This is a genomic window from Parapedobacter deserti, from assembly GCF_042646065.1.
In the GTDB taxonomy this organism is placed as follows: Bacteria; Bacteroidota; Bacteroidia; order Sphingobacteriales; family Sphingobacteriaceae; genus Parapedobacter; species Parapedobacter deserti.
The window spans coordinates 558,616-582,666 of sequence record NZ_JBHRTA010000038.1 but is presented as its reverse complement, the minus strand read 5'-3'; the positions used below and the strand labels follow the sequence as shown (position 1 = coordinate 582,666).

Below are 24,051 nucleotides of genomic sequence, written 5' to 3'. Positions count from 1 at the left end.
GAAACCTAAAGTCGGAAGCCGGATATGAAAAAAAAAGTTTTAGTCGTATACTACACCCAAACTGGGCAGCAGAAAGACATTCTGGACAACATACTGAAGCCCTTGGTATCGGACCCTGGTGTGGAATTAACATTTTATCGCCTAAGACCTATACCGGATTATCCTTTCCCATGGGACAGCCACAGTTTTTTTGATGCATTTCCCGAAGCGTTTCTGCAGATTCCCTGTGAGTTGGCCCCGGCTGACGAGCAGGTGCTGCCGCAAGACTACGATCTAGTCATTCTTGGCTACCAAGTGTGGTACCTCTCTCCTTCCATCCCGTTCAACTCATTTCTGAAACAGAAGGAGGCGGAGAAGCTGTTGAAAGGCAAACCGGTCATTACCGTCATCAATTGCCGCAATATGTGGGTGATGGCCCAGGAAAAAGTAAAAAGAGCGCTTTACAGCATCGGTGCGAACCTGGTCGGCAACATCGTCTTGGCAGACCGCCATATCAACCACATCAGCGTCATCACCATCGTCCACTGGATGATGAAAGGCAAAAAAGATTCGTACCTCGGCCTATTTCCCAAACCGGGAGTATCCGACAAAGACATTCAGGAGTCGAGCAGGTTCGGTATCTCCGTATTATCCCATTTGAAAAGCAATGCATATACGACCTTGCAACAGGAGCTGGTCGAAATGGGGGCGGTACGCGTAAAGCCGGTTCTCGTATTCACTGACAAACGGGCCAATTCGATGTTTGCCAAATGGGCCGGCCTCATTCGCCGCAAAGGTTTGCCGGGCGAGCCTGCGCGAAGGCCGTGGCTCAAAGCATTCAATTATTACCTCCTTTTTGCCATTTGGGTACTTGCTCCCATCGTCAGTTTACTATTTTTAATCCTACATTTGCCTTTTCTTTCCCTTATTCGAAAAGAAAAGCGATACTATCAATCTGTTAATCTCAAAAGAATTCGATGATGCCACAGGTATACATCAATGCAATTGCGAAGTTTTTGCCTAATGAGCCCGTTCCTAACGACCGCATGGAGCAGGTATTGGGCATCGTCAACGGTGCCCCTTCCCGTGCGCGTTCCATTGTACTGCGCAACAACCGGATCACATCGCGTCACTATGCCATCGGCACAGACGGGCAGCCGACACACAACAATGCCGAATTGACCATCGAAGCAATTCAAACGCTGATGGCGCAATCCGCGACCGATGCCCTTGACATCGAGGTGCTCTCATGTGGCACCTCCACCCCCGACCAATTGTTGCCTTCACATGCCAGTATGGTACATGGGCTATGGCGCAATAAAGCCATGGAGCTTAACTCCGCTTCCGGGATCTGTACTTCCGGCATGAATGCGCTTAAGTATGCTTACATGTCCATTGCCACCGGTAGCGCAAAAAAAGCCGTGTGCACGGGCTCTGAACGCGTTTCATCTTGGCTCCGCGCGGATAAGTTCAATGATGAATCCGAGTGCCTTGCCGCGCTTGAACAGAATCCCATCATTGCCTTTGAAAAAGATTTTCTCCGATGGATGTTGTCCGATGGCGCCGGAGCAATGCTAATTACCGACACCCCCAATCCGGACCGCCTGTCGCTTGCCGTCCATTGGGTAGACGGCATTTCTTATGCACATGAGCTGGAAGCCTGCATGTTTGCGGGAGCCACCAAGGTCGATGGAAAACTGCGTTCCTGGAGCGACACCCCGCCCCAAGACTGGCTTGAACAATCGATTTTTGCAATCAAGCAGGACATCAAATTGCTGGAGAGCCACATCATTCCAAAAGGGGTCGAAAGCATTCGGCAAATCCTCCGTAAGCACCAAGTGACGGCAAGCGAAATCGACCATTTCCTCCCGCACATCTCCTCTTACTTTTTTCGCGACCGATTGGCGGAAGCCTTCGAAAAAGCGGGCATAACCATCCCAGAAGAAAAGTGGTTCATCAACCTGCACAAGATCGGCAACGTAGGTTCGGCATCCAGCTACCTCCAATTGGAGGAGCTTTTCAACACGCATGCACTCAAACGTGGTCAAAAAATACTGTTATCGGTTCCTGAAAGCGGAAGATTTTCTTATGTTTATGCACTGTTGGAAGTAACCTAAATGTTATGAGCCTCATTTCGTCACAGGAAGCCATTGGTAAATTGATGCCGCAGCAGCAGCCTTTTGTTTTGGTTGACCGGCTTATCGAATACAAACCGAATCACATTGTTGCCGGTTTCCGCGTTCCTGTTGAGCATATCCTGGTCGACGGCGGAGGACGCCTTACCGAAGCGGGCGTAATCGAACATTTCGCACAGACCATTGCGCTGCATCAGGGATACGACTATTTTTTGCGCGACATGCGCCCTCCGGTGGGTTATATCGGCTCTATAAAAAACTTCGAGATATGCCAGTTGCCGCGTGTAGGGGACGATCTGACCACGTCCATACATATCCTGCAGCAACTGTTTGGCGTTACGATGGTGCAGGGTGCGGTCAAGCATGGCGGGCAGCTCATTGCCACAGGCGAAATGCGGACAGTCATTGCCAAAGATTAGCGGTATGCCATTTCCCGAAATAAATGAATTGATTCCCCACCGTGCGCCGATGATTATGGTAGACCACGTAGTGGCGGTTGATGGCTTAAAAACGGAAACCAGCTTTCTCGTCACACCGGATTGCCTATTCGTCGACCACAACGCGCTATCAGAAATGGGTATGCTTGAAAACCTCGCACAGACCAGCTTTATCTTTCTCAATTATTTCTTCACCAAACCCGGTGAAGTTCTGTGGGACAAGGAAAAAGACAACTTAGGCGTCATCAGCACCATTTTGGACCTGGCGGTGCATGCACTGCCGCAGATTGGCGACCAGTTGATCACCTGTACGCATACCGAGCTTGTTTTTACTTCGGATTTTTTGAAAATTTGCAACATCCGGGGCCGCGTCTCCGTAAATGGGGAAACCGCTCTGGCCGCAACGATGAAAATGTTGTTGCAAACCAAAGACCAGTGACGCGCATATGAAGAAAAACGAAGTGCCGCAAGACAAGCGAAGCCTGGCAAAAACCGATATCAGCGAACTCTGCTATGCTGTGGATGAAAATGGCCGTTATACGACCGTCCGCAGCACAGGCTGGGAAGCTAAGACACTCGCGCTGAACGAATCGCTTGACCTCGTCAGTGAGCGGATAGCGGCGACCAAGGAAGCGGTATTGGCCGGACGGCTTAGTCCGATCGCCTACTATATGGAGCTCCATCGCATGGACGTCGCGTTGCTGGCCGACTATGTCGGCATTCATCGTTGGTTTGTCAAGCGGCATTTCCATCCCAAGCGCTTCGGTAAGTTGAAGAAAAAAACGCTTCAAAAATATGCGGACACTTTTGATATCACTGTGGACCGGCTAACCGCTCCCTTCTCCCAATACGATAAATGAATATAGATTTTGAGCACAGGCAGTCCGCGCACTGCGAAAACGGTGTCATTTCCAACCTACTTAATCACCACGGCATCAGACTTTCGGAGCCCATGGCATTCGGCATCGGAAGCGGTCTGTTCTTTGTATACCTACCTTTCCTCAAGGTCAATTTTGCGCCCGGCTTCAGCTATCGCCCCATGCCTGGCAAGATTTTTCGAAGATTGGCAAAGCGGCTGGGTATTGCGGTGAAGCACCAGCGGTTTTCATCACCCCAACGGGCGATGGCCGTCCTGGATAAAAAACTTCAACAGGGTATTCCCGTCGGATTGCAGGTCGGCGTCTATCACCTCACTTACTTTCCAGATGAGTACCGCTTCCATTTCAACGCACACAACCTTGTAGTGTATGGCAAGCAGGGAAACGAATACCTTATCAGTGATCCGGTCATGGATGGCACCACCCGGCTTACCGTGCAGGACCTGATTCGTGTACGCTTTGCGAAGGGAGCGCTGCCCCCCAAGGGGCACTTGTACTACCTTGAACGGTTGCCTGACAACTATGAACTTGAAAAGGCTATTACTCAAGGAATCCGCCAAACCTGCAACGACATGCTCGCGCCGGTTCCCATCGTTGGCGTACAGGCCATGAAATGGGTGGCTCGCAACATCCGGAAGTGGCCGCTATCCATCGGCACCAAAAAAACCAACCACTACCTTGCGCAGCTCGTGCGGATGCAGGAGGAAATCGGCACCGGTGGCGGCGGGTTTCGCTTTATTTACGCGGCGTTCCTACAGGAAGCCGGCACGCTTCTTAATCGCCCGGAGCTCATCCAGCGATCAGAAGAGATGACAACAATCGGTGATGCTTGGCGCGATTTCGCACTGGATATCTCACGCATCTATAAAAACCGCAAGTCCGGACTCGACATCTATGAAAAATTAAGCGACCAGCTTGCTGCACTTGCTGACCGCGAAAAACAATTTTTCCTAAGGCTGAAAAAGAATATATAATCCTTCGGGGCGCAGTATTAGATCACAGGGCAGTTGCAAGGTAACAATAAATGCTTATCTTAGTGACTATTATGCGCTCTCATGAGGCCTAAAGTGTGTACCCCCCACATTGCAAAAGAATGGAACCTGTTCTTCACGGATGGCCGGGAAGGACTGTATCATTGCTTTATGTTGTTTTACGACGATTTCTATCGGCTGGGGCTTCATTGGTACAAAACGCCGGATTTCGTGAAAGAGTGCATCCACAACCTTTTCCTCGAACTCTGGAAGGACTGGGAACGCCGGGAGCATGTGAACAATAAGAAACAATATGTTATTGCCGTATACAAACGGGTATGCCATAAAACGTTTCAGGATTACGATTCGAAATCGGCGGCACCCATCCTTCAGGGAGATGCCGTTGAACCTTGGGAACAGTCTTATGAAGAGCTATTGGTCATTTCGCAAAGCGAAGAACACACGCGGGACAAGCTTCGCGCTGCACTCGAAAGATTGACGAAACGACAAAAACAAATCATCGAGCTTCGCTTCTATAAAAACCAGCCTATTTCCGAGATTGCAATCCTACTGTCGCTCACAGAACGCACGGTATACAATACCTTGCATAGTGCGATCAGGACTTTACGGTCATACCTGTTATCCTTGATATATCTTTTGCTTCATTGCCAATAAATGGTACGACCTCCCCTACCTGCAGCATTGAAAACCCGGAATGCTGTGCTACCCGCTGCGGGCAGCGGCGTGGTGTAAATCGGACTCTGTGCGTCAGGCTCGCTGCCATCGGTGGTATACCGGATGGTAAATCCGGGGTATTGTACGTTTGCATGCAACCTACCTTCCTTCTCAACCACACCTGTGGTCGGTATGCGGTAGTGATACCCGCCCCTGTAGTAATCCAGCCGGGGCAATTCCTGTTTCGCCAAGACATGGATGAAAGCCGACCAATCTGCCGCATACGATTGCTGCGCGGTGGCATCGTCAGCGGCTGCAGCCCATATCGGATCCGCCGCCCACGCGCGTTCAGCCAACCCAAATAGCTTTGGCAACAATAAGTACTCCATCCGCTCCGGCGAGGTAATGATCTCACTCCACAACGGGGCTTGCAACCCCACGATATTCGCCCGTCCTACAGCCGTCAGCCGTTCTCCGACAGCAGGTTTCTCCAAGCTGCGGTAGTAATCGAACGGAATAAACCGGAAGGCTTTATCGACGTCGACATAACCGCCCCAATACTGGCCGATTTCATAAAAGCTCTCATTGTATGCCAAATCGAAATAGAAGTTCGTCACGTTGGTCAGTACCACCTGATATCCCGCATTCGCAAGCCGGTAGGCCAAATCAACGTTGTCACCGAGATTATTCCACACATCCACATGGAAATTCGATTGAGCGAACCGCGGTTCCACCACCATACGGCGCGCACCATTCACCTCAGCCTGTTTCATCCCGATCTCTTCCCAACCGGAAAGGTAAAGGCCCCGCGACTTCAACATGCCGTCAATTCGGCTAAAATAATAGTGCCATAGCTCGTCCACATGGGGAATGCCCTCGGATGTCAGCAGCCGATGCACGGCGGGCGACCGTTCCCATACACCGTTTGGCACTTCGTCGCCGCCAAAATGGATGGTTTGCAGGGGAGCCCCCGCCTCGTGGTACATTGCAATAAGCTCGTCAACGACCATTTCCAAAAATGCGTAGGTGGAGGGCAAGGCGATATTCATTACGTTATCATTCCAATTCTGCACAGATCGGTATACCGATTGGTCATCCACGTCGCGCAACAGGTATCGGGTAGCGGCTGCGGTATCGCCTTCTGCAAGCAGGCGTGCGTAGCGCGCATCCATCGATTTGATGGCCGCCCGCGCATGGCCTGGAGTTTCGATCTCCGGGATCACCCGGATGTGGCGCTCAGTAGCATACTCCAGCAACTCGATGTACTCCGAACGGCTGTAGTGCCCTGTGCCAGTCGCGTTGTCAACGTACGGACCGGAACCATATGAAGGCATCAGGTGCGTTGCATCGTCCAGGGTGTGCCCCCGTTTAGCGCCTACCTCGGTAAGTTCCGGTAAGCCGGGTATCTCCAGCCGCCATGCCTCGTCCTCATTCAGATGGAAATGCAGTACATTGATTTTATACAACGCAAGCAGGTCAATTATCTTCATCACCTGTTCCTTTGTCTGGAAATTGCGTGCCACGTCAAGCATGACTGCCCGATGCCCGAAACGGGGCGCATCATTTATCGTGATAGCGGTAAGGGCCATGCCGGTTTGCTTGGTTTGCCAGGCAACCGGCGGCAACAGCCCTTTCAGCGACTGGACGCCGTAAAAGGCACCGGCAGGTTTACTGGCTTCGATCACAATGCCATGGCTATCCACGACCAGCACGTAGCCTTCGGGGGGCAGTCCTTCCTTATGGCGCAGCGTGATGGATGCAGCCGAATGGTCTTCAACGAACACCGGCTGCTGTATCAATACCCCCGCAAGCTCGTCCCGCAGATAGCCAGCTTCCCGCCTAAAAACACGATCGGCGGCGATTGCCACCTCCGGACCTAACCGGAATATGCTTTCTCCCGTCACAAAAGCATTTGGTGTGGGTATGATCGGAGGCAGCGGTTTTCCCGGTGCTGCGTAGATCAACTCATTTTGGGTATGCACACGTGCGGCCAAGGCTATTTCATGGCCATCTGCCGACGCAAACGGAGCCACTTCCAATGGAACGGGCACGCCCCCGGGATAGCTATCCGACACCCAATAGAATCCTTTGGGAATGTCGGTCACATTGTTGAGCTTTCGCGATAATACCTGAATGCGGACACTCGAATCGGGTGGCACCGGCTTCCACTTTTCTTTGGGATAAAGGGCGAAGAAATCGCCGTTGACTATTTCAATAGCCGCTACCAGCGTGTCATTACCGAAAACTTCCACCTCACCTGCATTGAAAAAGACTGACCAACCGGTTGCGCTCAACGTGTCCGGGGAACGATTAGTGATTGTCAACCGGGAAAGCGTCCGCTGGGTGTCCCCGTACGGCGACGCGACGATTTCCCAATGCAGCGATAGCGGTTGATCTTCGGTGACGGTTCCATGGGTTGTGCAGGCTGCAAGTCCCAGCAGCCAGAAAATTTTAGGAATATGTTTGCAATAGATCATGATCATAACTTCAGTCGGATTCGGCTCCGTTCTAGCACGCCGGTAAAGATAATAATAAGCAACGCATAGGCAAGGGACTTCATTATTCCCACCGCCCCCGTCCGCAATATTTCAGGCAGCTGCCAACCAACGAAGCCCAACAGCGCATAGTGGATATACGGCAAGAGGTAACAGGTAAGTGTGCTGGTTCCGGCCGGCCGGATGATCCGATACCATGCTATCCAGCGTTTGATGTCCGCTACGTAAACCACAGCGGCGAACCCGGCAGTGCTGATGCCGGCGCACAACAATGAAAAGGAAGGGGTTGCCCAAATCTTGGAGACATTCCATTCCATCCGGGCAAGCAGTCCCGATCCTACCAACGCCAATGTGATCCATAGCGCTTTCCGCAAAAACACATAGAGCCGGTCTTTGTGCAGCAGGTATAATTGCGAAACGACCACACCGCAGGCTGTAAGTGCGGGCAGCGCCCCGTCACCTACGATCCAGATGTACTCACGGACGGGGTCCAACGCGTCAAATACATCGGATTGCGCGCCCATATTGAATAGAACCAGGCCGGCAAACAGCGCGCCCTGTGCCCATCGCTTTCCGTGAGTGTAGAGAAATACTACGCTGACCAAGAAATAACTCCAGCCGATAAGCCCCAAAATGCCCCACCAATGCGGTTCCATCGCCAGCCACCGGCGTGAATGCCCTTCGCGCTCGAACAGCGCTGTCAGTACCAGCAGCATCACAATTCCAGCCGCTTTCATTAGTTTTGCCTTCCCGGATTGCGGGTTCGGATAGTCCAACCAAACCAGGAAGAAACCAACAGTGATCGCAAGCTGCCACACACCTTTCGGCATCAGGGCGGTATGGGCATAATAATCGAGGTTGACATGGAAGACACCCATGATAAGCAGTGCCAAAGACCGCAGCGCAATATGCCCTGCGATTTGCCTCCGCGAATCCCCTTTCCTCAACCGGCTGCGGATAGCTAGCGGTATCGACAGCCCCACAATGAACAGGAAAGCCGGGAATACCACGTCTGCCAGGCCCAACCCGTCTGCCTCAGCCGGCATGTGCCCGATCCAACCGGGGATGGCGATGAGTGTCCACGTGTCGTTCACGAAAATCATCAACAGCATCACCAGTGCGCGATAAGCATCGATGGATTCGAGCCGATGTGCCGTCTGCCCACTCATTTACTTCAATGCGTTGCTAATTGCACCCATCAGCGACTTTTCTCCCTGTACGTCATAATCACCCGCCCAGAGGTACGCGCCCTTGAATCCTTCATCTTTGATAAATCCGGCTTTCTGTCTCACCAATGGAATGCCGTTGTAATACAATCCGTGGGCTACGTCGATGTATTCCTGTTGATCTGCGCCGGAATCCTGTGCCAGGATATCACTGTACCGCACGTAACTGTAGGATCCCCAATCCCGGTTGTTTCCGTCGTCGTCGATTGCATCGTAACGTAGTCCGAATGCGGGAATGCCCAGCACGATCTTGTCCTTCGGTACACCTTTGTTCAGCCATATATTCGCACCGTCAACCAGGTACTGGAATGGCGAGGGTTGGCCACGGGGTGCACCCACCCCTACCGTAAGGCCGTTTTCAAATCCCCTGACATTAAGCCAATCTGCGGCAGATACGTCCGGGTATTCCCAATGCTGCCAGCCGACCGCTACCGTGACGGTGACGAGCGCGCCTGCTGGTAATGCCGCCCGCAAATCAGCCAGGAAAGGTCCAATGGCGGCCAGGTTTGAGGCGTAAGCCCCCGAGTTGATATCTGTCATCATGATATCCACGCCGTCCATCCGGCGCGCCGCAACGTAATCGACCACGTTCTGGACGACTAACGGACGTGTAGCGGCATTGGCAATGGCGCTGCCGAAATCATTACTTTCATACAGGGCCCAACCATCCAGCCCGGTGAGCCGGCCGGCAATACCCAGCAATACCGGAATGCCGTTGTTATGTGCACGCGCCACCACTTCATCCGCCGCTTGATCCGTCTGTCCGGCTGTCACGTCAAGTCCGCCGTCGGGCAGCACGCGCGCACATTGAAACGTCACATGGGTAACAGTATTCCAGTCAACATGCGCAGCCGTCCCACCGTCCGATAGGTAAGACATCGCCACACGGTTATACGGCTTCAGGGTGTATGATAGGGGGTTCACCAGCACCGTCGACGTGCGCATGGCGGTTTTCCCCGCATTGGTAGCTTCTACCGTGATGGTAAATTCCCCGCCACCATCCGGTGTAAATGCAAACACCGTATCGGTAGATACTTCCACGCCATCCACCTTCCAACTAATATCCACGTGGTTTGCAGGTGAAAACAGCAACCCGGAAAATGCGGCTGTTTCCCCTTCGGAGATAATCATTGAAGGACTTGAAAAGACGCCGGTTCGGTCGAATATCCTCGGGTGGAAATCCGCATCAGCGGTGGCATCACCGTCTTTCGTACACCCTACGGCCAGCAACAAGCAGCCGAACAGGGTCATATCAGTTAATCGTATCTTCATCCGTTAGTCATTTTAAGGGTTGATAAATTGTTTCTTGGATGGTATGCAGCAATGACCACTCGTTTTCGGCATCATGCAGTAGGTGCCAGATCATGACGCCACCTGCACCGTTTTCCAACGCAAATTGTGTCTTTTGCCGGATAGTAGGCATGCCGTTGTAGTAGATTTTTCCGCCCGCGGGAAGGCTGATTTCGTCTTTCGACGCCCCTTCCGGCCATCGCGCCACGATATCACGGTAATAGATACTTTCAGGTGCCCCCGGACCGAAACCATACCCATAGAACGGTAGTCCGATAAAAAGGCGCGAGGCAGCGACGCCACGTGTTTGGTTGAAATACATGAAGTCATCGACAGCCATTTGATAGGGTGAATGAGGTCCCGGATTGTCGAGGTTCCACGGACCGGTGGCATCGTATGACATGATATTGATGAAGTCGTAATGGGCCAAGGTTTCATCGGCTATCTGGTCGGCATTCCAACGGGCCAATGCCGCCGTCACGAGCTTACCCATCGGCCTCACAGACTTGGCCACGCTGGCGACAAACGGCGCATAATGTTCATTGATCAATGCGTTTTCCAAATCGATGTCCACCCCATCAAAGCCGTACCTTTCCAAAACACCGGCGATGCCATCCACGAGCTTCGTGCAACCCTCCGAGCTGGCCAGCAACTGTTCCAGATGGGCGGGCGGGCTTCCGCCGCCAATGGAAAAGAATACGCGTATGCCTTCTTGATGGGCGACATTAACCAATTGGGCAACGCCCTCCGGAACGAAGAAGTTGCCGGAGACGTCAGGATTGATGAACGCCACATTCAGGTCGGTAATTTTCGTCCATTCGATCCGGGAAGTGACCGCGCGCCAGTCGGACGTAAATACATATCCCAGCACCCGCAAATTCGGTGAATCGCCGCGTTCGGTTCCGCGGAGGCCTTTTTCGCATGCCTGGCCGCAGACCAACGACCAAGCGAACGAGATCATGATCGCCACTACTCTGCGTCCCACCACACCCTCCCGTTCCATGAGTTGCTGCCTCCCAGGCGCTCTACAGCAGCTTGGTAATTCACCCCATTCTGTTCCTGCTCTGAAAGCGGGTATTCAAACCGCCGCGGTGTAGTCGTCGAGTTTGACTCGCCGTTTACCGATGAAGGCAATACGGGGTAACCGCTACGCCGCCAATTAGCGTAAGCCTCCGGTCCATTAAGGAATAATGCAACCCACAATTGCGTATTGATGACCTCGAGTTCGCGCCCGGGCAGTAATGGCACACTTTGGATGAAACTGCTGATTTCCGTTTCGCTGAACGTAGGCCCACCGGGAAACAGGCTCAGCTGTTCCAAGGCGGCACGTATACCGTTTTGATAATGCGTTTGGACGTCATCACCAAATCCGGCGCCAAATCGTAGCGCTGCCTCGGCCAACAGAAATTCCACTTCAGCATAAGTCTGATGGAAAAACGGGGCATCATTCCGGATAAGGAAGTTCGCCAGCTGCGCTTTTTGTTCGTTGTTAGTTACCGTATGCATACCCAGGCCAGGCACTTCGATGGTAAAAGGGTTTTTCCAATCATCCCAAATATAGTCAGGAGGGTTTACGCCGGTGATACCCACCACCGCCCGCACCTGCTCGGTGATATCCACGCGGTCGAACGGCCGGTAAGGAATATCAATATAATACCGGGCGATATGCATGAGGCGAGGATCGTTAGTATTGCGTAGCTGACTGATAAGGGTATTGCTTAACCGTGGCACCACCTCGTGCTGATTGATTCCCACCGATACGCCGTTTCCCCGGATATCCACATAGTCATTCTGAATATTTTCATGGCGCATGATACACATATCTGCGTTGCTGCTGAACACACCATCCTGATACGCAGAAGCCGCTTCGGCCTGCGCCTTTGCCAAGTCTCGCTTGACAAGCCGCATGGCCAAACGGAGGCGCAGTGAGTTGGCAAATTTTCTCCAGGCCGCCACGTTTCCTGCGTAAAAGAAATCGCCCGTTATCGGGTCTTTCGTTGCATCCAGTTGAAATGCTGCTGCCTTTAATTCATCGAAAAAATCAGCGTAGATATCTTCCTGCCGATCATATGCCGGCCTGGTGATTCCCGTATACGCTGCCTTTGCTGCTTCGCTATACGGGATGTCACCATAGACATCGGTAAGCCTGGCAAACAGGTAAACCTTCATGATGCGACATACGGCATTCAGGTTGTTTACTTCCTCCCGGCCGTTGGTGCGTTCTACCGCATCAACGATATTCAGGATGTCATTGTGGTAGGTATATTCCCAGAATGAAGAAAGGTAAGGCAGACTTTTGATATACATCTGCCCGTAGCGATTAGCCCAGATACCACCGATGTGCTGTACCAGCGGCATTGTCATCACCACACTTAGCTTTTCGTTGATTTCAAGGTCGCCGGAAAAGCGCGCCTGTACCAGCGATAGCTGGAGATTAGGATCCAGGTTGCTGGACCTGGTCGGGTCGATATTGGTATCGCCAAACTTGGTACACCCCGAGAGCAGCAGCCCCACGGCTAGTAGATTCACCATTTTATAACTAAATTGTTTCATAAGCTTTATGGAATAAATGAAACCATGTCGTTGTTAGAACCTGAAATTGATATTAACTCCCCAGCTGCGCCGTGAGGGCAGCGACCCGTACTCCAGCCCTTGTCCGTTGCTGTTGTTATAATTCGAGTCGGGGTCAATATTTGGCACCGATTTATGGATGATGAAAGGATTGCGGCTCACCAAAGCGACACCCAGGTCTTTAATTCCCCATTTTGAGATCAACGAGGCAGGCACACGGTAGCTGAATGTGACTTCACGCAGTTTAAAGTATCCGGCGTCATATATATAAGGAATAGAGATACCGTTGCCATCGGTATAAATATTTGACCAGTAGAGCGAGGGGTCAACAGCTTGGGTGTTTTGTTCGTAGATCGGATTGCCATTACCATCCATACCGGTTTGCACCACACCTTGAGGAACATACCCACGTACCATGCCCATGGTCTGCCATTCTTCCTCTGTTTTGCCGGCAGCCAAGCGCTCTTCTTCAGACTGTATCCATGCCTCCCGGCCTTCAAGGGTCGATTTCAAGCTTCCGCGTGTAGCGGCAAACAGGTTGGACATCGAAAACAAGTCGGCGCCAAGCTTCATGTCGATGATGGCCGTCAATCCGAAGTTTTTATAAGCCATGCTGGTATACAGCCCTCCTGTCCATTTAAACGTACCCTGCCCCAGCAACTGCCGTTCCTCGCTTACCAGCGGCGTCAGGTTGTTGGGATTGAGGATGATGTTTCCCTGCGGATCATACTGATACCCGTAGCCCAGTATTGAGCCGTAAGGCGCATCCGGCATAGCGACAACGGCCACCCCCATCCAACGGGCATCAGATAGCGTGAGGAAAGGCACGCCCTCAGCCAACGATTCCACTTTGTTGATGTTGCGCGCCACGTTGAAGTTCAAGTCCCAGTGAAAATGGTCATTGGATATGGGTTGGGTGTTCAAGGCGATTTCCACACCCTTATTCACTATCACGCCGGCATTGATGATTTGTGAGGTGAAGCCAGCGGAAATCGGTATCGGTACGCGGTTGATCTGATCGCGCGAATGCTGAGAATAATAAGTCACATCCAATCCGATACGATCTTGCAGAAATTTTAGCTCCAATCCGGTTTCAAACGAACGGGTCCGTGTGGGCTTCAAAGCCGGATTGGGGAGCAGCGTACTGGAAATATTGCCTACTGATCTTCCCATAAAAGGAAGGGGATTAAGGGCGTAATACAAATCCAATTGGTAAGGGTCCGTATCGTTACCCACCTCGGCCGCCGATACGCGTAGTTTACCGAATGTCAGTATACGCTTATCAATATTGAATGCATCTGAAAAAATAAAACTCCCCGCTATTGATGGATAAATATAGCTGTTGCTGTGCACGGGCAATGTGGAGGACGCATCATGGCGGATGGTCGCGTCGGCATAAAGGAACCCCTTGTATCCGGCACTTAGTAACATATATGCCGAATTATTGTGCTTGCGGTAATCATTTTCGATAACCGATTTGTCGGCAAAACTATTAGGACTTATCACATCGGTCATGGTCATATTCAGAAATTCCATGGTACTTCCTGTATTGCGTATACGAGATAGGCTGGCACCAAGCCGAGCGGCAACATGCCAAGCGGGCGACACCTGCTTTTGTATGCTGAGCAATACGTCCGATTCAGTGGTTGAGTACCGCTGGTGATTAGCGTTCAACCTTCCGGCCAACGAACCCGGTGTGGTACGGGGTGTATATTTCTCAAAATCGAGAAAAGTCAGGTCTGTCGCCAACCGCCCCTGTAAGTTCATCCAGCTGGTAATGGTATAGTTGAGTTGTATTGCACCCATTAAGCGATCCTTATCCGTTTCGTTGCGCATCTCGTTGATGATCCAGTACGGATTGAGACGGTACTGCCCGCCCCCCCAATCGACATACGTTCCCTGGGCATCTTTATAGTAGTTCTTAAAATAAGCCTGATCAACGTTGTTAGCCAATCCTACGAAATTGTTGCCGATATTTCCCGGATCATCCGCCAGCGCCGGCCGGTTGGCCACATTTTCATTCAGGTAGTATACACGAGCTTCCACAGACACCTGATCACCAAACTTAGCATTACCATTGAACGTAAATGAGTTGCGTCGTAGCCCACTATTAGGCACGATATCCTGATTGCGCATATCGGATACCGCCAAACGGAAGGACGAGCGTTCGGTAGCATTGGTCAGTGCCAAGCTGTTGGTATAGGTAGCTCCTGTACGGAAAAATCCGCTGATGTTGTCCTTCATTAAGGCATAGGGCCGTAGCTGCCCGTCAAAATACGGAATCATCAGGTCAGGATCAAGACGGGGACCGAAGTTTGAAAACAAGGAAGTTCGTGCTTGGTCAGCATCCAATACCAAGTTCTGGTTGCGTCCCTGCCCATACAGTGTCTGGTAACCGTCGAACGTGGTCAATTGGTTTTCAAAGGTCATCGTACTATTCAGCTCCACTCCCAATTCTTTATTGGCACTGCCCTTTTTTGTCGTGATGAGAATCACCCCATTGGCTGCCCTGCTGCCGTAAAGCGCCGCTGCTGAGGGGCCCTTCAATACACTTACTTTGGCAATGTCATCCGGATTCAGCGCCGAGATGGCGTCGCCGAGATCATATCCGGCTGCAAATTTGCCGCCATCCACCTGACCGTAATTGGAATTGTCCATCGGAATGCCATCCACGACATAAAGTGGCTGGTTATTGCCGGTGATGGTAGTTGCTCCGCGGATGATAACGCGCGAGGAGCCTGCTGGACCACCCGCGGTGGAATTGATGACGAGCCCTGCAACCCTTCCTGCGAGCGAATTGATGACATTGGGTTCGCGCACTTTCTTCAAATCATTGCCATCCACTTCGGATACAGCATATCCCAATGATCGTTCCTCACGCGTAATGCCCAATGCCGTGACAACGGTTTCTTCCAGTTCGACCGACTCCTCGACCATCGCCACATCGGCGGCTTGCGAAACATCAGTCACAGTCAACGCCTTGGTTGTATACCCCATCATACGGAATTGAAGCACATCACCCGCTCGGGCAGGAATCGAAAAACCGCCGTCGCCAGCACTGATCCGTGACTCATTTGTCCGTGTATTGATGACGGTTACCCCCTCCAACGGGCTTCCCTCATTGCTCCGCACTCGGCCGCTTACCGTTTGCTGCTGCACGCGATGCGGCTGCCCATTAAATTGAATCATGACAATCTCCCCGCGCAATTGGTAACGGAAGGCCAACTGCTGCGCCAATTTGTCCAGCAGCTCTTCCAACTTAGCATTACGCACTTCTAGCGTAATACGCCGATTGACATCCATTTCAAGCGGGTTGTATGAAAACCGCACACTTGCCCGCTGTTCTATTTGCTCAAACACGTGCCCGATGCTTTCCTGTTTCCATGCGAAAGAAAAAAGCGACTCGGTCGATTGTGCATACCCCGTGAAGAAAAGCGTCATCGGCAAAGCGAACAGCATTTTGGAAGGAAGCCTGTATCGGCAAAAGAAATGTAATACTCCTTTCATAATTTTAATGGTTTAGCATGTTAATCTGATCAGTTATTTCGCTAATGGTATCATTTGAATGGTATTTCCATCAACCGCAAACCGCACATGGTTGGAAAAGGCAATGGCGTCTAACACCTCGTGCAACTGCCTGTTGGCAAACTGTCCGGTAAAGGCCACCGTATTTGCCAAATCCTTATCCGCCACGACCAAAACACCATACATATCATACAGCTTATCTTTGATTTCGGAGAAATCAGCTCCCCGGAATATGAGCCTGCTGTTAAGCCATGTTTCCATCTCGTCCGGAGCAAAAGAAGACCTAAGCAAGTGCTGCCCATCAATGATTGCCGTTTGACCGGGTAAAAGCACGGTCGTCGCAAACGACTTCCCCCTCACGACATGGTCTACCTGTACTTTTCCAGAGGTCAACATAATCCGCGGTTCTTGCTCGTTAGGATAGTTTCTAACACGGAACGTCGTTCCCAGTGCCGTAGTAACGGTAGTCGCCGTACGCACAATAAACGGTTTATCTGCATCTTTGCTGACGTCGAAGTAAGCATCGCCTTCCAGCCATACGACACGGTGGGTGTCGTTGAAGCCATTCACAGCGGACAATCGGCTGGCACCATTGAGCAGTACCGTACTGCCATCCGGCAGGGTAATATGTCGGCGTTCGCCTAAGGCAGTCTGCATCATCGGAGCCGGTTTGGCTTGCTCCAGGGCAAACGCTATGGCACGGTCAACAGTTCTATTACGCATGAGAAACAAGCAGGCACTCCCCACAAGTACGAGCGATGCTGCAATAGCCAGCCAACGCAGCACAGGACGGGGAAGCCAACGAACCTCCATGGCTTCTTTCAGCCTGCCAAGTTCAACCCGCTTTTGTTCGTCATCCACCTTTACAGACATCAGCAGAACCAGTGATTTAGCCTCTCGCACGCGTTCGGCCAATTGAGGGTTGCTATTTAGGATACGTTCCCAATAACGGATATTTGATTCATTGTTACGCAAGCAGTAGCTGACAAACCGATCATCTGTCAACAAATCTTCAACGGTGTAGTTCGTATAATCCTTCATAGCGTATCGAGCACAAGTTTTAACTATAAGTGCACGGGTTTTGGTATTTTTACCAAAACAAAAAAGAAAAACTGCATGTCAACAACTTTCCTTATTTTCGCCACATGGAGGAGATCATCCGCATACACCAGCTGTCCAAACGATATCCGGGCAGCGACCGGTATGCATTGAACAACCTATCGCTTTCTGTTTGGAAAGGTGAGATTTTCGGCTTGTTAGGCCCCAACGGCGCCGGCAAAACCACCTTGATTTCCACGCTTTGCGGGATGATTAAACCGACATCCGGCGAGTTGTTCTTCAATGGGTTGAACTACCGGCTGCACCGCAGGAAAATTCAACGGCAAATCGGGGTAGTGCCGCAGGAATACGCGCTATACCCCACGCTTACCGCTGCGGAGAACCTGTATTACTTCGGCAGCCTGTACGGGCTTTCATCCGCAGACCTGAAACGCCGTATTGCAGACGGGCTGGACCGTGTGGGCCTTACCGAGTTTGCCGGAAAAAACATCAACACGTTCTCCGGAGGCATGAAAAGACGGGTTAACCTGCTGGCCGGCATCCTGCACCGGCCCGACGTGTTGTTTCTCGACGAACCCACCGTAGGCGTGGATGTGCATTCCAAGGAAGTCATCATGGCGTTGCTCCACGAACTCAATGAGCAAGGCACTACCATCATCTATAGTTCACACCACCTCAACGAAGCACAGCACTTCTGTACAAAAATCGCCATCATCGACGATGGGAAAATCGTGGTCGAGGGCGAACCCCGACACCTCATTAGAGCGGTATCAGGGGCCACTACACTGGAAAATGTCTTTATCCACCTTACCGGAAGCCAACTCAGGGACTATGCATAAACTGATGGTGTCTGCATATAAAGAGATATTGCTCCTTTTGCGAGACTGGGGTGGCTTGGCCATCTTGTTTTTCATGCCGTCCGTGTTGATCATCACCATCACCCTCATTCAGGAAAGCACGTTCAAAGCCGTGGGGGAATCGACGCTGCCCATCGTTCTGGTTGATGAGGATAAAGGCGAAATAGGCCAATTGGTCGCCGAAAACCTCACAGAAGCTCCCAATGTACAATTGATTACGGAGGTGGACGACCAACCGATCGATGAAGAACAGGCCCGTTCGCTGGTCAGCGACGGCAAATACCAGATTGCCCTGGTCATTCCCGAGGGCATCAGCGAAGAACTGACCGAGAAGGTAAATCACAATGTCGATAAAATCCTTGGGCAATTTGTGCTCACCGAAGCTGACGGTACGGCCAGGGAAACCCCGGCTAAAAAGTGGAACACTAAGGAAATCAATATTTATTTTGATCCGGCGGCAGGACAGACGTTTCGAAACGGTGTGAAAAGCAACATCGAGCGGATGCTCTCCAAGGTGGAAGTGCAGAAAATCTACGATGTTTTTATCTCGGAGATGGAGCTTGACGAAGATCCGGGCCTCCTGGCTGATGAAATCATCACATTTCAGGAAATCATCGCCCAGAAAGGGGACGATGGCATCATCCCCAATGCGGTCCAGCACAACGTGCCCGCATGGATTTTGTTCGGCATCTTTTTCATCATCGTGCCGCTAGGCATCAACCTGGTAAAAGAAAAAAACCTGGGCACTTACATCAGGTTGCGCACCAGCCCGGTGGCCTATGCGATTATTCTGGGAGGAAAAATGGTGACGTACACCGTCATCTGCCTCATCCAGTTCATGCTGATGCTGCTCATTGCCAAATACATTTTCCCCCTTATCGGGCTTATCGAGTTTGATCCCGGAACGCAGCTTCCGCTGATGATCCTGATTGCGTTTGTCGCCGGACTAGCAGCTATCGGGCTGGGTATCCTGATCGGTACCATCGCCGAAACGCAGGAACAATCGGCTCCGTTCGGCGCCATCTTCGTGATCATTCTTGCAGCACTCGGCGGTGTATGGGTACCTACCTTCATCATGCCCGAGGTGATGCAAAAGGTATCGGCCTTCTCGCCCATGAACTGGGGAATATCGGCATTTTATGATGTCATTCTGCGCAACGGCACAGCAACGGATATTGCACAGCCCTTAGGCTACCTGTTGGTTTTCTTCGCAGCCACCTTGCTGGCAGCTATCCTGTATGACAAAAGACACCAGACATATTGATGGATTCAGGACTTCGCCATACGACTCGCTTCCGCGTACGGTTCAATGAAACAGATCCGTTAGGCATCGTCTGGCATGGGCACTACATCACCTATTTCGAAGACGGCAGGGAAGCATTCGGAGAAACATTCGGTATCTCTTACCGCCATATCAGGGAAAATGGATTTCTCGCCCCTGTAGTCAAGTGCACCTGCGAATACAAGTCGCCCCTGCGGCATGGCGACTGGGCAACGGTGGAAACTATATTCATCAATCATCCGGCTGCCAAGATGATCTTCCTGTACAGCATAGTCAACAGCAAAAACCAGGTAGTAGCAACCGGGGAAACCATTCAGGTGTTTACCGATCTCGGCGGTGACCTGATACTGACCAATCCGCCGTTTTTTTCGGACTGGAAAACACAGCAGGGATTGCTATGAAATCGGACGTTTTTGCCATCGGCGATTATATCATTTCCCCACTCGGAATGGGAAGCGACATCAACTTCAAACAGGTACTAGATGGCCAGACAGCTATAGCGCCGATTGATGACCCAGCGCTATCCAGCCACCGCATACATGCGGCGCGGATCAGTGGAGATTCGCTCCCCGGAAAACAGGAAAATGAAAAGCGTTATACCCGTTTAGAACGTCTTTTTATTGCTACAATACAAGGGCTCATCGAAGCCTTTGATATCCCGACAGATAAACGCACATTGGTTGTGCTATCCACCACCAAAGGGAATGTGTCCTTATTGGGCGATCCAGGTGCGGCTTTCCCAACGCAGCGGATATACATTTCGAAGATGGCCTATGAAATACAGCGCTATTTCGGTTTTGAAAACCAGCTGATCACCGTATCCAATGCGTGTATATCAGGATCACTGGCCCTGTCGGTGGCGCGGCAACTACTACAACACAACAGCACGTATGAACAGGCCATCGCGGTAGGAGGTGACGAGCTATCCAAGTTCATCGTCTCCGGCTTCGAAGCCTTCCAAGCATTGGCGGATGAGCCCTGCCGTCCGTTTGACCGTGACCGGAAGGGCCTAAACCTGGGTGAGGCCGTCGCTGCTGTTTATCTTTCCAAGATACCCGCCGAAGGGGCTGTCCGGCTCGTTGGCGTAGGCTCGTTCAACGACGCAAACCATATCTCCGGGCCATCGCGCACGGGAGAAGGGCTCTACCGGAGCGTCCGGCGGGCCATGCATGAAGCCGGGGAACCGACGCTTGATTTCATTTCGGCCCATGGCACCGCGACGGCATACAATGACGAAATGGAGGCCATGGCGCTGCACCGGTCAGGCCTGACCGCCGTTCCCCTGCATAGCCTCAAAGGATACTATGGGCATACGCTCGGGGCAAGCGGATTGCTCGAAACCATCTTGGCCATGCATTCGCTCCGAAGCAACCGATTGATCCCATCCCTTGGTTTCAAGCACCAAGGCACCAGTCACCCGTTGAACATCAGCACTGAACGCTCCACACAACCATTGGCGACGTTCCTGAAAACAGCCTCGGGATTCGGCGGCTGCAATATTGCAACGGTTTTTCAGAAAATATGAGCATGGACCGACACTCGCTTCATATCCGGTCTCATTGTATCATCCGCGGCCGATCCATCTATGTAAACGGGCGCTTATTGCTGCAGATGGACGCGTCGGCCACATTGAACGACTTTCTTAAAACCGCTTACCGGCAGCTGAACACCGACTATCCCAAGTTCCACAAAATGGATGGTCTTTGCAAAGCCAATTTCGTCGCAACGGAGCTGCTTGCCCGCGAATCCGGCCCGTTCCACCCTGAAACGGCGCTTGTTTTTTCAAACTTTTCGTCCAGCATCCTTGCAGACAGCCGGCATGCTGACGCAATTTTTGCCGCCGAAAACGCAGCAGCAAGCCCAGCGACATTTGTATATACCCTGCCCAACATCGCTATGGGCGAAATCAGCATACGCCACCAATTGCGTAGCGAAAATGTTTTCTTTATTTTTGACAGCTATCTTCCGGAATTCCTCGTTCCGTATATCCATTCTCTTTTGGATGGCCAACCGACGAGGAATGCCATCAGCGGCTGGACAGAAGTGACGGAGCAAACGTGCGACTTATTGCTGTATTATGTCAGCACGCAGGGCAAAACACCGCATACGGTGGAGGAAGTCAAAAAAATTTATAACGAACAACATGAGTGAACTGACACAGGAGCTGAAAGCAAAAATTATTACCCAACTTAACTTGGAAGACCTAACCGTGGATGATTTGGACGACGACACCCCCTTGTTTGGCGAGGGGCTGGGATTGGACTCTATCGACGCGCTGGAGCTAATCGTGATGCTCGACAAAAGCTACGGAATCAAGCTTGCAGACCCGAAAGAGGGCAGGAAAGTGTTTGAAACCATCCAGACCATGGCTGATTTCATTGAGGAAAACCGTAAATGACCCACGCTATCCCGATAGCCATCACTGGCATGGGGGCCATTTCCGCCATCGGAGATGACGTGGCCGCCCATTACCGTTCCCTCGAGGAATCCCGGCATGGTATTCGGCCCATTAACCGATTGGATACCCACCACGCGGGCAAACTGCTGGCCGGGGAAATCGGGATAGCTAATGATAAACTGCATGACCGGCTCTCCATTCCGCGTGACGAGGCATATACGCGTAGTACCCTGCTGGCGCTCGTCGCCGCAAAAGAAGCGATGGAAGCTGCCGGGTTTGATCCGACAGACCATAGCCGGACGGGGATGATTTCCGCCACTACCGTTGGCGGCATGGACGCCACGGAGCGGTATTACGACGATTACCTCGTTTCTTCGACACACAGGCACTTCATTCCCGCGCATCCCTGCGGGTATGCTGCAGAGCAAATGGCCAGCTATCTGGGTATAAAGGATTTCGTCACCACCATCAGTACCGCCTGCTCTTCCGCCGCTAATGCAATCATGCTGGGCGCACGGATGATCCGGGCCGGCCTGCTGGACCGCGCCATCGTGGGCGGCACGGACTGCCTTTCACGGTTTACCATCAACGGGTTCAACTCCTTAATGATCTATTCGGATGGCCATTGCCGGCCTTTCGATGATTCCCGCAACGGGCTGAACCTGGGGGAAGCTGCTGCCTACCTTGTGCTGGAAAAACCGGAATTGCTCCCGCAACGGTCAAAACGCGCCATGGCTTACCTCACGGGCTACGGAAATGCCAATGATGCGTACCACCAGACCGCATCGTCCGACAATGGCGAGGGCGCTTACCTCGCGATGAAACAGGCGCTGGACGCGGCCGGACTGGTGGCATCTGATGTGAGCTACATCAACGCCCACGGCACAGCTACTCCAAATAATGACCTTGCCGAAGGCAATGCCCTGCTGCGCATCTACGGCTCGGTCGGAGCGCTGCCCCCTTTCAGCTCTACGAAAGCGTTCACCGGACACACCCTTGCCGCAGCAGGCGCCATTGAAGCTGTATTCTCCGTACTGGCGCTGCAGCACCAGGTGGTTTTTGCCAACCTGAATTTCGCACAACCCATCGCCGGGCTGGGCATTGTCCCGCAGACCCGGTTCCAAACAAAAAAAATAGATCATGTGCTGTCCAATTCATTCGGCTTCGGTGGAAATTGCAGTACCCTGTTATTTTCGAAAGCACATGATTAAGCCCATTTACATTCACGGCAGCGGCTGCGTTTCCATCCAGCGAACGGTAGACGCGGATTACTTTTTTGAGGACGTGCAAGCATATACGCAGAACGTCGTTCCCGTAGTCGACCCCGATTACAAAACCCTTATTCCCGCATCGCAGCTCAGACGCATGAACAAAAGTATGCGGATGGCGATCTTCGCCAGTAAACTCGCCCTGAAGGATGCCGGAACGACGGCTATTGACGCAGTAATCACCGGTACGGGCTTGGGTTGCCTGCGCGATTCGGAGCGTTTTGTCGAAGCGCTAATGGAAGAAGAGGGCCAATTGCTGAATCCGACGCCGTTCATCCAGTCGACCCACAACATGGCTGCAGCATCCATTGCACTTGCACTGGGTTGCAAGGGCTATAATATGACCTATGTCAACAACGCCAATTCGTTTGAATCCGCATTGCTGGACACCATGGTATACCTGGCCGAACACCCGCAGCAGACTACGCTGTTGGGCGGTGTTGACGAACTGGGTGTACGGTCATCGCAGTTTTGGGATCTTGCAAACTACCTCAAACGCGAGACACCCAGCATACCGATACCACTGAAAGCATCAGCTGCTACAGTAGGGGAAATCGCCGCCGAAGGCGCTGCATTTTTTGTGGTTTCGCGGCAGCCGGGACCGCAGCCGTATGGCAAAGTTACGGCGACAGCAACGTGTCTGGAAACGACTGACGCCAAAGCATTCGTCGGGGGGGTTCTTGAACAGGAAGGTTTGGACACGCGCGCCATCGATGCCGTGATTATGGGCTGTAACGGGGACACGCGCCATGACCCCCTGTACCAAGGTGTCAGCGAAGCCTTATTTGCCGACACAGCGCAGCTGGCTTTCAAGCACATCTTGGGGGAATATGACACGGTGGTAGCTTCAGCTCTTTTCCTGGCGCTTGGCATCTTCAGGCACCAGCGTATACCGAGGCTCCTCCGGTTGAATGACATCCCACCCCGTTCTCTGCAACGGATCCTCATCTACACGCAGCGCCGCGGGAAGAACCACAGCGTGATCTTGGTCGAACGATAGCCTGT

General features: G+C 52.1%; 22 protein-coding genes. 15 read left to right on the top strand and 7 right to left on the bottom strand.

The genetic code is table 11. From position 1 onward, the window contains the following. The first annotated feature begins 24 nt into the window (after positions 1-24). The 7 genes from ACFOET_RS15035 (at position 25) to ACFOET_RS15005 (ending at position 5,075) form a co-directional block, all read left to right on the top strand. Positions 25-960 carry a hypothetical protein gene (locus tag ACFOET_RS15035; protein ID WP_379024102.1) on the top strand — a complete coding sequence of 312 codons (936 nt, stop codon included), beginning with the start codon at positions 25-27 and terminating at the stop codon, positions 958-960. After that, on the top strand, positions 957-2,096 hold the full coding sequence (locus ACFOET_RS15030) for a beta-ketoacyl-ACP synthase III (protein WP_379024100.1): 1,140 nt from the start codon (positions 957-959) through the stop codon (positions 2,094-2,096). Before ACFOET_RS15035 ends, ACFOET_RS15030 begins: the two co-directional genes overlap by 4 nt. Positions 2,097-2,101: 5 nt before the next feature. Further along, positions 2,102-2,533 (top strand): 3-hydroxyacyl-ACP dehydratase, encoded by a 432-nt coding sequence (locus tag ACFOET_RS15025; protein WP_379024098.1) that lies wholly within the window; start codon positions 2,102-2,104, stop codon positions 2,531-2,533. Between the two features lie 4 nt (positions 2,534-2,537). Next, positions 2,538-2,990, top strand: a complete 453-nt coding sequence (locus tag ACFOET_RS15020; protein WP_379024096.1) for a hypothetical protein — start codon at positions 2,538-2,540, stop codon at positions 2,988-2,990. A 7-nt stretch (positions 2,991-2,997) separates the two neighbouring features. Then, the gene (locus ACFOET_RS15015; RefSeq protein WP_379024094.1) at positions 2,998-3,411 is read left to right on the top strand and encodes a hypothetical protein; all 414 of its coding nucleotides are present in this window, start codon (positions 2,998-3,000) and stop codon (positions 3,409-3,411) included. Beyond that, positions 3,408-4,403: a BtrH N-terminal domain-containing protein gene (locus tag ACFOET_RS15010; RefSeq protein WP_379024092.1), complete on the top strand. Its 996-nt coding sequence runs from the start codon at positions 3,408-3,410 to the stop codon at positions 4,401-4,403. Before ACFOET_RS15015 ends, ACFOET_RS15010 begins: the two co-directional genes overlap by 4 nt. 81 nt (positions 4,404-4,484) lie before the next feature. Then, a complete protein-coding gene (locus ACFOET_RS15005) occupies positions 4,485-5,075 on the top strand; it encodes a sigma-70 family RNA polymerase sigma factor (RefSeq protein ID WP_379024090.1) in 591 nt (196 codons plus the stop codon). On the opposite strand, the gene ACFOET_RS15000 is transcribed toward ACFOET_RS15005, so the two are convergent. From ACFOET_RS15000 to ACFOET_RS14970, 7 genes are read right to left on the bottom strand one after another with little or no spacing between them, the layout of a single operon-like run. Continuing rightward, a complete protein-coding gene (locus tag ACFOET_RS15000; protein WP_379024088.1) occupies positions 5,063-7,558 on the bottom strand; it encodes a family 20 glycosylhydrolase in 2,496 nt (831 codons plus the stop codon). The two genes, ACFOET_RS15005 and ACFOET_RS15000, sit on opposite strands and share 13 nt — an antisense overlap. Next, a complete protein-coding gene (locus tag ACFOET_RS14995; RefSeq protein ID WP_379024086.1) occupies positions 7,555-8,739 on the bottom strand; it encodes a DUF5009 domain-containing protein in 1,185 nt (394 codons plus the stop codon). Before ACFOET_RS14995 ends, ACFOET_RS15000 begins: the two co-directional genes overlap by 4 nt. Continuing rightward, positions 8,740-10,068 (bottom strand): glycosyl hydrolase family 18 protein, encoded by a 1,329-nt coding sequence (locus ACFOET_RS14990; protein WP_379024084.1) that lies wholly within the window; start codon positions 10,066-10,068, stop codon positions 8,740-8,742. It abuts the gene before it with no gap. Between the two features lie 7 nt (positions 10,069-10,075). Beyond that, a complete protein-coding gene (locus ACFOET_RS14985; RefSeq protein WP_379024082.1) occupies positions 10,076-11,089 on the bottom strand; it encodes a glycosyl hydrolase family 18 protein in 1,014 nt (337 codons plus the stop codon). Beyond that, positions 11,056-12,639: a SusD/RagB family nutrient-binding outer membrane lipoprotein gene (locus ACFOET_RS14980; protein ID WP_379024080.1), complete on the bottom strand. Its 1,584-nt coding sequence runs from the start codon at positions 12,637-12,639 to the stop codon at positions 11,056-11,058. Before ACFOET_RS14980 ends, ACFOET_RS14985 begins: the two co-directional genes overlap by 34 nt. Positions 12,640-12,672: 33 nt before the next feature. Next, on the bottom strand, positions 12,673-16,164 hold the full coding sequence (locus tag ACFOET_RS14975) for a SusC/RagA family TonB-linked outer membrane protein (protein WP_379024078.1): 3,492 nt from the start codon (positions 16,162-16,164) through the stop codon (positions 12,673-12,675). Positions 16,165-16,197: 33 nt separating this feature from the next. Further along, positions 16,198-17,223, bottom strand: coding sequence for a FecR family protein (locus tag ACFOET_RS14970; RefSeq protein ID WP_379024076.1), 1,026 nt, complete (start codon positions 17,221-17,223; stop codon positions 16,198-16,200). A gap of 104 nt (positions 17,224-17,327) precedes the next feature. On the opposite strand from ACFOET_RS14970, the gene ACFOET_RS14965 reads away from it, so the two are divergent. The 8 genes from ACFOET_RS14965 to ACFOET_RS14930 are packed head-to-tail and all read left to right on the top strand — an operon-like array spanning position 17,328 to position 24,046. Beyond that, positions 17,328-18,080 carry an ABC transporter ATP-binding protein gene (locus tag ACFOET_RS14965; protein WP_379024074.1) on the top strand — a complete coding sequence of 251 codons (753 nt, stop codon included), beginning with the start codon at positions 17,328-17,330 and terminating at the stop codon, positions 18,078-18,080. Then, the gene (locus ACFOET_RS14960) at positions 18,073-19,362 is read left to right on the top strand and encodes an ABC transporter permease (protein ID WP_379024072.1); all 1,290 of its coding nucleotides are present in this window, start codon (positions 18,073-18,075) and stop codon (positions 19,360-19,362) included. The genes ACFOET_RS14965 and ACFOET_RS14960 overlap by 8 nt, the downstream gene beginning before the upstream one ends. Further along, the gene (locus tag ACFOET_RS14955; RefSeq protein WP_379024070.1) at positions 19,362-19,781 is read left to right on the top strand and encodes an acyl-CoA thioesterase; all 420 of its coding nucleotides are present in this window, start codon (positions 19,362-19,364) and stop codon (positions 19,779-19,781) included. Before ACFOET_RS14960 ends, ACFOET_RS14955 begins: the two co-directional genes overlap by 1 nt. Then, positions 19,778-20,905 (top strand): beta-ketoacyl-[acyl-carrier-protein] synthase family protein, encoded by a 1,128-nt coding sequence (locus ACFOET_RS14950; RefSeq protein ID WP_379024068.1) that lies wholly within the window; start codon positions 19,778-19,780, stop codon positions 20,903-20,905. Before ACFOET_RS14955 ends, ACFOET_RS14950 begins: the two co-directional genes overlap by 4 nt. Before the next feature lie 2 nt (positions 20,906-20,907). Further along, positions 20,908-21,531: a hypothetical protein gene (locus ACFOET_RS14945; protein ID WP_379024066.1), complete on the top strand. Its 624-nt coding sequence runs from the start codon at positions 20,908-20,910 to the stop codon at positions 21,529-21,531. Continuing rightward, on the top strand, positions 21,524-21,778 hold the full coding sequence (locus tag ACFOET_RS14940) for a phosphopantetheine-binding protein (protein ID WP_379024064.1): 255 nt from the start codon (positions 21,524-21,526) through the stop codon (positions 21,776-21,778). The genes ACFOET_RS14945 and ACFOET_RS14940 overlap by 8 nt, the downstream gene beginning before the upstream one ends. Further along, a complete protein-coding gene (locus ACFOET_RS14935; RefSeq protein ID WP_379024062.1) occupies positions 21,775-22,989 on the top strand; it encodes a beta-ketoacyl-[acyl-carrier-protein] synthase family protein in 1,215 nt (404 codons plus the stop codon). The genes ACFOET_RS14940 and ACFOET_RS14935 overlap by 4 nt, the downstream gene beginning before the upstream one ends. Continuing rightward, entirely contained in the window at positions 22,982-24,046 is a 1,065-nt protein-coding gene (locus tag ACFOET_RS14930) for a beta-ketoacyl synthase N-terminal-like domain-containing protein (RefSeq protein ID WP_379024060.1), read from the top strand. Before ACFOET_RS14935 ends, ACFOET_RS14930 begins: the two co-directional genes overlap by 8 nt. Positions 24,047-24,051: the final 5 nt, after the last annotated feature.

Excerpts from the sequence above, each read along its gene's own strand:
- ACFOET_RS15035 (WP_379024102.1), top strand. The coding sequence starts at position 25 with ATGAAAAAAAAAGTTTTAGTCGTATACTACACCCAAACTGGGCAGCAG.
- ACFOET_RS15030 (WP_379024100.1), top strand. The coding sequence starts at position 957 with ATGATGCCACAGGTATACATCAATGCAATTGCGAAGTTTTTGCCTAAT.
- ACFOET_RS15025 (WP_379024098.1), top strand. The coding sequence starts at position 2,102 with ATGAGCCTCATTTCGTCACAGGAAGCCATTGGTAAATTGATGCCGCAG.
- ACFOET_RS15020 (WP_379024096.1), top strand. The coding sequence starts at position 2,538 with ATGCCATTTCCCGAAATAAATGAATTGATTCCCCACCGTGCGCCGATG.
- ACFOET_RS15015 (WP_379024094.1), top strand. The coding sequence starts at position 2,998 with ATGAAGAAAAACGAAGTGCCGCAAGACAAGCGAAGCCTGGCAAAAACC.
- ACFOET_RS15010 (WP_379024092.1), top strand. The coding sequence starts at position 3,408 with ATGAATATAGATTTTGAGCACAGGCAGTCCGCGCACTGCGAAAACGGT.
- ACFOET_RS15005 (WP_379024090.1), top strand. The coding sequence starts at position 4,485 with ATGAGGCCTAAAGTGTGTACCCCCCACATTGCAAAAGAATGGAACCTG.
- ACFOET_RS15000 (WP_379024088.1), bottom strand. The coding sequence starts at position 7,558 with ATGATCATGATCTATTGCAAACATATTCCTAAAATTTTCTGGCTGCTG.
- ACFOET_RS14995 (WP_379024086.1), bottom strand. The coding sequence starts at position 8,739 with ATGAGTGGGCAGACGGCACATCGGCTCGAATCCATCGATGCTTATCGC.
- ACFOET_RS14990 (WP_379024084.1), bottom strand. The coding sequence starts at position 10,068 with ATGAAGATACGATTAACTGATATGACCCTGTTCGGCTGCTTGTTGCTG.
- ACFOET_RS14985 (WP_379024082.1), bottom strand. The coding sequence starts at position 11,089 with ATGGAACGGGAGGGTGTGGTGGGACGCAGAGTAGTGGCGATCATGATC.
- ACFOET_RS14980 (WP_379024080.1), bottom strand. The coding sequence starts at position 12,639 with ATGAAACAATTTAGTTATAAAATGGTGAATCTACTAGCCGTGGGGCTG.
- ACFOET_RS14975 (WP_379024078.1), bottom strand. The coding sequence starts at position 16,164 with ATGAAAGGAGTATTACATTTCTTTTGCCGATACAGGCTTCCTTCCAAA.
- ACFOET_RS14970 (WP_379024076.1), bottom strand. The coding sequence starts at position 17,223 with ATGAAGGATTATACGAACTACACCGTTGAAGATTTGTTGACAGATGAT.
- ACFOET_RS14965 (WP_379024074.1), top strand. The coding sequence starts at position 17,328 with ATGGAGGAGATCATCCGCATACACCAGCTGTCCAAACGATATCCGGGC.
- ACFOET_RS14960 (WP_379024072.1), top strand. The coding sequence starts at position 18,073 with ATGCATAAACTGATGGTGTCTGCATATAAAGAGATATTGCTCCTTTTG.
- ACFOET_RS14955 (WP_379024070.1), top strand. The coding sequence starts at position 19,362 with ATGGATTCAGGACTTCGCCATACGACTCGCTTCCGCGTACGGTTCAAT.
- ACFOET_RS14950 (WP_379024068.1), top strand. The coding sequence starts at position 19,778 with ATGAAATCGGACGTTTTTGCCATCGGCGATTATATCATTTCCCCACTC.
- ACFOET_RS14945 (WP_379024066.1), top strand. The coding sequence starts at position 20,908 with ATGGACCGACACTCGCTTCATATCCGGTCTCATTGTATCATCCGCGGC.
- ACFOET_RS14940 (WP_379024064.1), top strand. The coding sequence starts at position 21,524 with ATGAGTGAACTGACACAGGAGCTGAAAGCAAAAATTATTACCCAACTT.
- ACFOET_RS14935 (WP_379024062.1), top strand. The coding sequence starts at position 21,775 with ATGACCCACGCTATCCCGATAGCCATCACTGGCATGGGGGCCATTTCC.
- ACFOET_RS14930 (WP_379024060.1), top strand. The coding sequence starts at position 22,982 with ATGATTAAGCCCATTTACATTCACGGCAGCGGCTGCGTTTCCATCCAG.